The organism is Lentzea indica (genome assembly GCF_012184385.1).
Lineage (GTDB): Bacteria > Actinomycetota > Actinomycetes > Mycobacteriales > Pseudonocardiaceae > Lentzea > Lentzea indica.
This window is the reverse complement of the sequence record NZ_VSRL01000311.1, coordinates 1-9634: the sequence shown is the minus strand read 5'-3', so window position 1 is coordinate 9634 and position 9634 is coordinate 1. Positions and strand designations below refer to the sequence as shown.

Genomic DNA, 9634 nt, shown 5'->3' with positions numbered 1-9634 from the left:
CGAGACGCACCGGCGGGCAGGGCGGCGGGGCCGACTGGACGAGAGTCCACTCGGACGTTCGAGCCACGTCGAACCAGCATCGGTTGCGGGCAAACGACCCAACGCGGCGTCGGCCTCGACGCGGCGGCGGATCAGGAACGCGGCACCGGCGCGCAGCGCGTTGCGAAATCTGGTGAGTCTGCTGGTGAAGAGGCCTCGCACGACAGCGGAACCGCGGCGCGCGCGGCGGCCTTCGAGCAAACGGCCTCGGGACAGCAGGTAACGAGCCGCGCCGACCTCGGCGTGTGCGTCGGCGAAACGCCGGAGGAACAAGAACCCCAGAGCGCGCAGCAGCGACAGGAACAGCAGCCGCGGAAGTCCGATGAGGAACGACAAACCTGAACAATTGACCAGAAACGTTCGCATGCCGTGCGCGCGGTCGACGCCTCGAAATGACGGGCCCGGTCGAGCCATGGCCGCGTCCAAACGGCGTGCACCTTTGGTCGCGGCGCGCGCGTGACGCATCCTGGCGACGGGAACGCACAGCACCAAATGACCGGCGCGGTTCGCGCGCCAGCCGAAGTCGAGATCGTCGCGCAGCAGCGGCATCGCCTCGTCGTACCCACCGAGCGCGTGCCAGACCTCACGCCTGATCAGCGATCCCGCCGACGACACCGCGAGGACCTCGGTGCTCTGCTGGAACGACGCGGAATGCTCCGCCGACGACAAACCGGTCTGTCGATGTCCTGAAGAATCCGTCGACAGACCTGCCTCGACGACCAGACGAGAATCCACCCAATCGAGGCACAGCGGACCCAGCACGGCAGCCGAGGACGACACCTCGGCCGCGGTCAGCAGGGCGGCCAGGCAGTCGGGTTCCGGCGCGCTGTCGTCGTGCAGCAACCACAGCCATTTGCCGGGGTCGCCCCACCGTTCGACGGCGTGCTCGACGGCGATGCGCACAGCGGTGCCGAAACCCGTGCCACGGGGCAGGGTCAGCACTCCGTCCAGCAGATCTTCGGCCTCCGCCAGCACTTTCGCCGTGCGGTCCGTCGATCCGGTGTCGACCGCGATCACGTGCCTCGGGCGAATTCGCTGACGCCGCAACGCGGACAGCGCCGTGCTGAGCCACTGGTCGCCGTCGTGGCAGACCAGGACGCACAGCACCGGCGCCGTCCGGAGCCTCGGGTGAGGACTTGTCACGTCCCCAAGTTAAGGCACGAAGATCACGCTTCTAGACAGCTCGCTTCTTCAGTTTGCGACGCTCTCTCTCCGAGAGACCGCCCCAGATGCCGAAGCGTTCGTCGTGCTGGAGTGCGTACTCCAGGCACTCGGAACGAACCTCGCAGCCCAGGCAGATGCGCTTGGCCTCCCGCGTCGAGCCACCCTTTTCAGGGAAGAACGCCTCGGGATCGGTCTGTGCGCAAAGCGCGCGCTCCTGCCAGTCCTGCTCGTCGGCAGGGTCGAACAGGTACGACAGCTCGCCCTGTACGACCGGCTGCGTGACGTGATCTTCTTCGAGCTCTTCGAATTCCTGCATTTCGTCCGCCTCCTCGCCTTCCGCTCTCCCCGGTTGGCGGACGCCAGACGCCGTTCCCACAACGACGAATGACACCGATGTGATTACACCTGCGTCACAGCGGGCGGTCAAGCGGAGTCCACACGTCGGGGGATATTCGCGCGGATGGCCGCTAAAACCTTGACTAGCAGCACAGACAGTGATTCAGGTGTCGCAACCGGTCCCCGAACGGCCCACCACGCCAGCCGACACGCCACACTGGAGGGGTGAAGCGATCAGCGGTGCGACCCAGTCCACTGTTCCTCGGCCTGCTCGCGGCGACCGTCGCCGGAGGGGCCCTCACCCTGCTCGAAGGCGACGTCGCCATCATCGCGGGCACCATCCTCTTCGTACTCGCCGGGTGGGCGGTGACGCTGTGCCTGCACGAGTTCGGGCACGCGGCCGTCGCCTACAAGGGCGGCGACTTCTCCGTGCGGGACAAGGGATATCTCACCCTCGACATCCGCCACTACACGGACCCGGTGCTGAGCATCGTCCTGCCGCTGGTGCTGCTCGCGTTCGGCGGAATTCCGCTGCCGGGTGGCGCAGTCTGGATCAACCACCACGCGCTGCGCTCGAAGAAGATCGAGTCGCTCGTCTCACTCGCGGGACCGGTCACGAACCTCGTGATCGGCGTTCTGCTCGCGTTGGTCGTCACGCTGTTTTCGCCGCCGGCCGCACTCGCGGCCGCAATTTCGTACCTGGCTTTGTTGCAGGTGATTGCGTTCGTGCTGAACATCCTGCCGATTCCCGGTTTGGACGGCTGGGGTGTTTTGGAGCCGTTCATGTCCTACCAGGCCCAGCAGTTCGGCGCGAAGGCCCGGCCGTGGGCGCCGCTGGTCCTGTTCGCCGTGCTGATCGGCTTCTCCGAGGTCAACCTGCTGTTCTTCCAGGCGGCGTCCTCGGTGTTCGAGGCCATCGGCGGCGACACGAGCTCGGCGGGCTCCGGCGTGGTCGCGTTCATGTTCTGGCGCTACCTGTAGGCCGCACGCGGCACTGTGGAAGCATGGCAAGGCGTGAAGGTCGTAGCACTGGTCGGCGGGGTCGGCGGCGCGAGGTTCCTGCAAGGGCTCAAGGCACTGGGAGCCGACGTCACCGCGGTGGTGAACACCGGCGATGACGTGTGGATGCACGGGCTGCGCATCTGCCCCGACCTCGACACCTGCATGTACACGCTGGGCGGTGGGATCGACACCGAGCGCGGCTGGGGCCGTGAGGGCGAGTCGTGGACCGTCAAGGACGAGCTGGCGGCGTACGGCGCCGAGCCGACGTGGTTCGGGCTCGGCGACCGGGACATCGCCACGCACCTCGTCCGCACCCGCATGCTGCGCGCCGGCTACCCGCTGTCGGCCGTGACGGAGGCGCTGTGCGACCGGTGGAAGCCGGGCGTCAGGCTGCTGCCGATGTCCGACGACCGCGTGGAGACGCACGTCGTCGTCGAGCTGGACGGCGAAACGAAGGCGATCCACTTCCAGGAGTGGTGGGTCAAGCACAGGGCGGCCGTGCCCGCGCTGTCGTTCGCGTCCGTCGGCGCGGAGACCGCCACCGCAGGACCGGGCGTGCTGGACGCGATCGGCGAGGCCGACGCCGTGATCTTGGCCCCGTCCAACCCGGTGGTGAGCGTGGGCACGATCTTGAACGTGCCGGGTGTGCGTGACGCGCTGCGCAAGACCGAGGCCGGTGTCGTGGGCCTGTCGCCGATCATCGGCGGGAAACCGTTGCGGGGCATGGCCGACGCTTGTTTGGACGCGATCGGTGTGGAGACCTCCGCCGAGGCGGTCGGTCGGCTCTACGGCTCCCGCAAGTGCTCCGAAGACGGCATTCTCGACGCGTGGCTGGTGCACACCGGCGACCGCGCCGACGTTCCCGGTGTCGCGGTTCGCGCGGTCCCGCTCCTCATGTCCGATGTGGACGCCACGGCCCAGATGGCCCGTGACGCGCTGGAGCTGGCCGGAGTCGAAGTTGGCTGATCACGCCGCTGCCGCGCTGGAGCTGCTGCCGGTCGAGGGCCTGCCGGAGTTCCGGCCGGGCGACGACCTGGCCGGTGCGATCGCCGGTGCCGCCCCCTGGCTGCGCGACGGCGACGTGGTGGTCGTGACGTCCAAGGTGCTGTCCAAAGTGGAAGGCCGGCTCGTCCGCGTTCCCGCCGACCCCGAGGAACGCGACAGGATCCGGCGCGAGCACGTCGACGCGGAGTCGGTGCGGGTGCTCGCCCGCAAGATGCGCACGCTGATCACCGTGAACAAGCTCGGCATCGTGCAGGCCGCGGCCGGTGTCGACGCCTCGAACGTGGCCGGCGACGAGATCGCGCTGCTCCCGGTCGATCCGGACGGGTCAGCGGCGGCGTTGCGCGGTGCGTTGAAGGGGCTGCTCGGCGTCGAGGTCGCCGTGGTCGTCACGGACACGATGGGCCGCGCGTGGCGGATGGGGCAGACCGACGCCGCGATCGGCGCGTCCGGCATCCGCGTGCTGCACGACTACGCGGGCGCGGTCGACCAGCACGGCAACGAGCTGACCGTGACGATGGTCGCGATCGCGGACGAGATCGCTGCGGCCGCGGACCTGGTGAAGGGCAAGCTCGGCGCGGTGCCGGTGGCGGTGCTGCGCGGGTTCGAGGTGGTCGACGACGGCTCCACGGCCCGCGACCTGACCCGGCCGACCGAGGAGGACCTGTTCCGCCTCGGCACCGAGGAGGCGCTGGCTCAGGGCCGCACCGAGGCCGTGCTGATGCGGAAGTCCGTGCGGTTCTACTCCGACGAGCCGGTGGACCTCGCCGTTCTGAAGCGCGCCGTCGGCGCGGCGTTGACCGCGCCCGCGCCGCACCACACCAAGCCGCTGCGGTTCGTGCTGGTGCGGGAGAAGCGCGAAGAGCTGCTGCGGGCGATGCGCGAGCAGTGGGAAACCGACCTGCGCGGCGACGGGTTCACCCAGGACCAGATCACGCGCAGGCTGCGGCGGGGCGACCTGCTGGTGGAAGCGCCGGAGATCGTGGTGCCGTTCCTGGTCCGCGACGGCGCGCACAGCTACCCCGACGACCACCGCGCCGATGCCGAGAAGACGATGTTCACGGTCGCCGGCGGCGCCGCCGTGCAGGGCCTGCTGGTGGCGCTGGCGGCAGAGGGCCTCGGCTCGTGCTGGGTCTCGTCGACGATCTTCTGCGCGGACGTCGTGCGTTCCGTGCTGGGTGTTCCGCAGGACTGGGAGCCGCTGGGCGCCGTGGCGGTCGGGCACCCGACCGAGCCGCTGACGCCGCGCGCACCCCTGGAAGGACTGATCGAACTTTGACGTTGCACGCCGACGCCGTCTCGACGCTGAGCCGGTTCACGGGGCAGGACGCGCTGAAGGAGGCCTACCTGGGCTTCCTGGCGGCCCGTGAGGACGCCTGCCGGCGTTCCTGCGAGCCAGGGCACCTCACGGCCTCAGCGCTCGTCCTGGACGCCACGGCGGAACACGCGTTGCTGACGCTGCACCCCCGCGTGGGCCGGTGGCTGCAGCTCGGCGGCCACTGCGAGCCGGAGGACGTCTCCCTGGCCGCGGCCGCGTTGCGCGAGGCCACCGAGGAGTCCGGCATGCGCGGCCTGCGCATCGAGCCGACGCCGATCCACCTCGACGTGCACCCGATCACGTGCTCGCTCGGCAAGCCGACGCGGCACTTCGACGTGCGGTTCCTGGTGCGCGCACCCGTCGGCGCGAAGCCGGTCCGCAGCGCCGAGTCGGTGGACCTGCAGTGGTGGCCGCTGGACTCGTTGCCGGACAACGTCGACGACCTGCACCCGCTGATCGAGTCGGCACTCGCCAGGCTTCGCTAGAACCTGCGGTAGTCCCGCGGCGAGAATCTCGGTGCTCGCCGCGGTCGCCGCATGCCCGCCGCCTCCAGGTACATGACCGCACGGTGCCGTTGCGGCTTATAGGGCTCCAGCAGCTCCATCATGCCGTCGTCGTCCGTCGGCGTGCCGGTCAACGCCCAGCCGACGTTCTTGGCGACGTGGTAGTCGCCCACGCTCACGGCATCAGGATCGCCCCAGGACCGTTGCGCCACCTCCGCCGACGTCCACGCGCCGATTCCAGGCACCTTTTCGAGCAACTCCCGGCTGCGCATCTCCGCGGCCTTCTCCAGCCGATGCGCGACCTGCGCCGCATTGACCAACGTGCGCCGGCGGGCACCGTCGAGCCCGCACTGGTGCCACTCCCAGTCCTGCAAACTCAGCAACCGGTGCGGCGTCGGCGGAACCTTCAACGGCATCGGCCCCGGCGCCGGCTCACCGAACCGGCGGCCCAGCTCACGCCACGTCCGGAACGCCTCCATGCCCGTGACCTTCTGCTCCAGGATCGAGGCGAACAACAGATCCCAGACACGCCCGGTGGACCCGAGCCGCAGCCCGGGCCGTCGCCTGCGCGCCTCGGCCACGACCGGATGGTGCGCGACGAACTCGTCCACCGGATCGTCCGCGCCGAGCAGGGCAGGCAGCCCGTCAAGCAGCCACTGCCCGCCCTCACCCCACGCTTCGGCCTGCACTTCGTCGCTCGTGCGTCTGACGTGCAACGTGCCGGGACCACACGGCGTGTTGGCCGCGAACCAGATGCCGCCCTCAGCGCTGAAGGACGGATCACCCGGCCCGCGACGCAACGGTCCGAGCACCGCGCCCAGATCGAGTGGGAACGGTGGTGTCCAGGCTCTGCTAGGCATCCGTCGAGAAGCGCACGCCGGCCTCCGGCAGCACCACACCCGGCCACACCCGAGCTCCACCGATCAACTCACACCGCGCCCCGATCACCGCGGAGTCGCCCACCACGGCGTCCCGCAACACCGCGCCGGCCTGAACCAGCGCACCGGCACCCACGATCGACCGCTCCACAACCGCGTTCTCACCGACAACGGCACCGTCGAACAGAATCGCGCCGTCAAGCACAGCCCCGTCCGCAACCGTGCAGTTCGCACCGACCGTGGAACCACCCTTGACCGTCGCACCCTCGTGAACGCTCGATCCCTCAAGCACCAGGAAGTCGCCAGCCTGTGCAACAGCCGCCGACGGCGCAACACCGCGCACAAGGTCCGCAGACCCCTGCACGAACGCCTCAGGCTTACCGAGGTCGAGCCAGTACGTGGCGTCCACGTGCCCCTGCAACCTCTTGCCGTCAGCCAGCAGCCCGGGGAACGTCTCGCGCTCCACCGACACCGGCCGCCCAGCGGGAATCGCGTCGATCACCTCACGCCGGAACACGTAACAACCAGCGTTGATCTGATCCGTGGGCGGGTTCTCGGTCTTCTCGAGGAACGCCTGCACCCGCCCCTCGTCGTCCGTCGGCACACACCCGAACGCGCGCGGATCCGCCACCTTCACCAGGTGCAACGTCACGTCCGCCTCGTGCTTGCGGTGCGTGTCCACGATCCCGGTCAGGTCGACCCCCGACAGGATGTCACCGTTGAAGACCATCACGTCGGGCTCACGCAGCTTGTCCGCAACGTTGCGAATGGCCCCCGCCGTGTCCAGCGGCACTTCCTCGACCACGTACTCGAGCTCCAGCCCGAGCCGCGACCCGTCACCGAAGTACTCCTCGAACACCTCGGCCTTGTAGCTGGTGCCGAGCACCACGTGAGTGATGCCGACCTCCTTGATCCGCGACAGGAGATGCGTCAAAAATGGCACCCCCGCTGTCGGGAGCATGGGCTTGGGAGCGGACAGGGTCAGCGGGCGAAGACGAGTGCCCTTGCCCCCGACCAGCACCACAGCTTCGACGCCGTGCACCTTTTTCCTCCTCCGCGTTACAGCGAGCCGTTCGACGGAATACTCTGACACGAAGCAGATCGTCATACGGGATCTGGTCCCGGCAAGGAGCTAAATCCGACATGGACCCCCGCGACCGGGCCGACGCCATGCTCGCCCGCGCCCGCGCACGTGGGCGGAACATCGTGACGCCGGACAACATGACGTCCCCGATGGACGCGTCCGACACACAACAGATCCCGAGAACGCTGGTCAACGCCATGGACCCGCGCCGCGGCGACCCGGACTCGACCATGATCCTGCAGCCCCACCAGATGGGCCAGCAGTCCGCACCGCGCCCGCCCCAACACGTGCCGGGCCAGCACGCACCGGGCCAGTCCATGCAGACCCAGCAGATGCCGACCCAGCAGATGCCAGCGGCAGCAGGCCCCGCAGACGACGCGGAAGTCACCCAGGTCGTGCAGCCGGGCGTGATCCCGACGGTCTCGAACCACCAGCAGACGCGAGCGTCACTGACCCAGCGACTCAACGGCAACATGTAGGGCACCGGCGCACGCGAGTTGGCGGTAGTTAGCGGCGATTCGATCATGAGTTGGCGGTACTTGCAGACGCCATCGCCCCCTGCAGCCGAAGGCAAGCGGCGACGGCGCAGCCGAGCCGAACGCGACGGCGGAACGCAACGCGACCACCGAACGGACAACAAACCGGCACCCGCCAACGAAACCGGGAGACGGCCTACGCAACCGACGCGCCACCAGCCGACAGCCAACGCAACCCACGCGCCACCAGGGGAAGACACCCCAACCTCACCGAGTGAGAATCTTCACCCGCAACCCCAGCCCAACCTTCAACGCCAACCGAAACGGCGCCCAAACCACCCCAGGATGCCGATCAGCCAAGTAAAGATAGGCACTCCGATGATGCTCACGAAGCATCCGCTCAGAAGACCGAGCAGTGGAGTGCCCCCCGATGTGAGTGACCTCAGCATCAGGCACGTAAACGTTCAACCACCCAGCCCGGCCGACCCGATCCCCCAGGTCAACGTCCTCGAAGTACATGAAGTACTTCTCGTCGAACCCGCCAACCGAGTCAAACGCCTCGCGCCGCATCAAGAAGCAGGACCCGGACAACCACCCAGCAGTCCGCTCCTCAGGAGCCTTCTCCTGCCGATAAGCCCGAGTCCAGGGGTTCGACTTCCACACCGCCCCGAACAGGGCATGCCCAACCCCACGCCCAACGGAAGGCAACAACCGAGCCGACGGGTAGACCTCCCCAGAAGGCTCCCGAATCAACGGCCCGAACATCCCGCCACGAGGCCACCGAGAAGCAGCCTCGATCAACGCGTCAACGCTCCCAGGGGCGAACTCGATGTCAGGGTTGGAAATCAGCACCCACCCGACATCCGGCCCCAGAGCGGCAACCCCGCGATTGGCCCCGCCGCCGTACCCGAGGTTCCCCCCGGTGGGCAGAAACTCAACCCAGGACCGGGAAGCCGCAACCTCCTCGGGCACCCCGTCCACAGAGCCGTTGTCGGCGAGGATCACCTGCACCGGCCGCGTTGTCGCCTTCGCGAGGGTGTCCACGAACGGTGCCAGCGTCTCGCCCGGCGAGTACGTGACCGTCACGACACCAAGTCCGTCGCCGTAGTTCACGCGCGACACACTAGTGGTGCCCGATTCACCGGCGGCGGCGCACCAGAGCCGCGCGCTCGTAAGCGAGGCGGTGGCGGTCGGCGCTGACGGCCCACGAGAAGTCCTTAGCGCGCAGCTGGCCGGACGTCGCCAGGGCCGCGCGGCGGGCGGGGTCGTCCAACAGGTCGGCGATCGCCGCCGCGATGTCACCAGCTCCGACACCGCAGTACGCGACCGCCTCTCCACCGACCTCCGGCAGCGACAGTCTTCGGGTGGTGAGCACGCAGGCGCCGCAGGCCATGGCTTCGAGCACGGGCAGGCCGAAGCCCTCGCCGAGCGACGGGTACGCGACCATCTGCGCGCCACCCAAAAATCCCGCGAGCTGTTCGAACGGCAGGTAGCCCGCGCGGATCACGCGGATGCGATGCGGCACCGAGTCCAGCGCGCGCTCGACCTGGCTGTCCCAGCCCGGCTGGCCTGCGAGCACCAGCGCCGGCGGGTTCGAGCGGCCGACCATCGCCTGGGCGAAGCCGCGGATCAGCGCCGGGACGTTCTTGCGCGGCTCCAGTGCGCCGAGGAACGCCACGTACGGCGTGTCCCCCAACGACAACGATCGCCGCACCGTCGCGATCTCGTCCGGCGACGGCGGGTGGAAACGCTCGGTGTCGACGCCGTGCTGCGCGATGTGCAGCACGCGGCGGTCGGCTCCGGCGACGCGCACCAGTTCGTCGGCCGTCGCC

At 68.9% G+C, this 9634-nt stretch carries 11 protein-coding genes; 5 read left to right on the top strand and 6 right to left on the bottom strand.

Going from position 1 to position 9634, the window contains the following annotated elements:
* A partial coding sequence (locus FXN61_RS43345; RefSeq protein ID WP_167979654.1) for a glycosyltransferase family 2 protein occupies nt 1–1182 on the bottom strand: 1182 nt, incomplete at its 3' end.
* 31 nt (nt 1183–1213) lie between these two features.
* Entirely contained in the window at nt 1214–1519 is a 306-nt protein-coding gene (locus FXN61_RS43340; RefSeq protein ID WP_051784712.1) for a WhiB family transcriptional regulator, read from the bottom strand.
* 245 nt (nt 1520–1764) lie between these two features.
* Here FXN61_RS43340 and FXN61_RS43335 point away from each other — a divergent pair, with 245 nt between their 5' ends.
* Genes FXN61_RS43335 through FXN61_RS43320 form a run of 4 tightly spaced genes read left to right on the top strand, consistent with a single transcriptional unit; the run spans nt 1765 to nt 5346 of the window.
* Nucleotides 1765–2520 (top strand): site-2 protease family protein, encoded by a 756-nt coding sequence (locus FXN61_RS43335; protein ID WP_167979653.1) that lies wholly within the window; start codon nt 1765–1767, stop codon nt 2518–2520.
* Nucleotides 2521–2553: 33 nt separating this feature from the next.
* Entirely contained in the window at nt 2554–3507 is a 954-nt protein-coding gene (gene cofD, locus FXN61_RS43330; RefSeq protein ID WP_167979652.1) for a 2-phospho-L-lactate transferase, read from the top strand.
* A complete protein-coding gene (locus FXN61_RS43325) occupies nt 3443–4822 on the top strand; it encodes a coenzyme F420-0:L-glutamate ligase (protein WP_188136117.1) in 1380 nt (459 codons plus the stop codon). The genes cofD and FXN61_RS43325 overlap by 65 nt, the downstream gene beginning before the upstream one ends.
* Nucleotides 4819–5346 carry an NUDIX hydrolase gene (locus FXN61_RS43320; RefSeq protein ID WP_167979651.1) on the top strand — a complete coding sequence of 176 codons (528 nt, stop codon included), beginning with the start codon at nt 4819–4821 and terminating at the stop codon, nt 5344–5346. The genes FXN61_RS43325 and FXN61_RS43320 overlap by 4 nt, the downstream gene beginning before the upstream one ends.
* On the opposite strand, the gene FXN61_RS43315 is transcribed toward FXN61_RS43320, so the two are convergent.
* Together FXN61_RS43315 and manB are read right to left on the bottom strand one after the other, a co-directional pair.
* Nucleotides 5343–6224 (bottom strand): DNA-3-methyladenine glycosylase family protein, encoded by an 882-nt coding sequence (locus FXN61_RS43315; RefSeq protein WP_167979650.1) that lies wholly within the window; start codon nt 6222–6224, stop codon nt 5343–5345. The genes FXN61_RS43320 and FXN61_RS43315 overlap by 4 nt on opposite strands.
* The gene (manB, locus tag FXN61_RS43310; RefSeq protein ID WP_312878450.1) at nt 6217–7284 is read right to left on the bottom strand and encodes a mannose-1-phosphate guanylyltransferase; all 1068 of its coding nucleotides are present in this window, start codon (nt 7282–7284) and stop codon (nt 6217–6219) included. Before manB ends, FXN61_RS43315 begins: the two co-directional genes overlap by 8 nt.
* A 101-nt stretch (nt 7285–7385) precedes the next feature.
* Here manB and FXN61_RS43305 point away from each other — a divergent pair, with 101 nt between their 5' ends.
* On the top strand, nt 7386–7805 hold the full coding sequence (locus tag FXN61_RS43305) for a hypothetical protein (protein ID WP_167979646.1): 420 nt from the start codon (nt 7386–7388) through the stop codon (nt 7803–7805).
* Between the two features lie 264 nt (nt 7806–8069).
* Here FXN61_RS43305 and FXN61_RS43300 read toward each other — a convergent pair whose 3' ends face one another.
* Together FXN61_RS43300 and FXN61_RS43295 are read right to left on the bottom strand one after the other, a co-directional pair.
* Nucleotides 8070–8915, bottom strand: coding sequence for a glycosyltransferase family 2 protein (locus FXN61_RS43300; RefSeq protein ID WP_312878449.1), 846 nt, complete (start codon nt 8913–8915; stop codon nt 8070–8072).
* 25 nt (nt 8916–8940) lie between these two features.
* Nucleotides 8941–9634: glycosyltransferase family 4 protein (locus FXN61_RS43295; RefSeq protein WP_167979647.1), on the bottom strand; the 694-nt coding region annotated here is incomplete at its 5' end.

Bases quoted from the DNA above. Each gene is read 5' to 3' on its own strand.
- FXN61_RS43340 (WP_051784712.1), bottom strand. From the start codon at position 1,519: ATGCAGGAATTCGAAGAGCTCGAAGAAGATCACGTCACGCAGCCGGTC.
- FXN61_RS43305 (WP_167979646.1), top strand. From the start codon at position 7,386: ATGGACCCCCGCGACCGGGCCGACGCCATGCTCGCCCGCGCCCGCGCA.
- FXN61_RS43325 (WP_188136117.1), top strand. From the start codon at position 3,443: ATGTGGACGCCACGGCCCAGATGGCCCGTGACGCGCTGGAGCTGGCCG.
- FXN61_RS43315 (WP_167979650.1), bottom strand. From the start codon at position 6,224: ATGCCTAGCAGAGCCTGGACACCACCGTTCCCACTCGATCTGGGCGCG.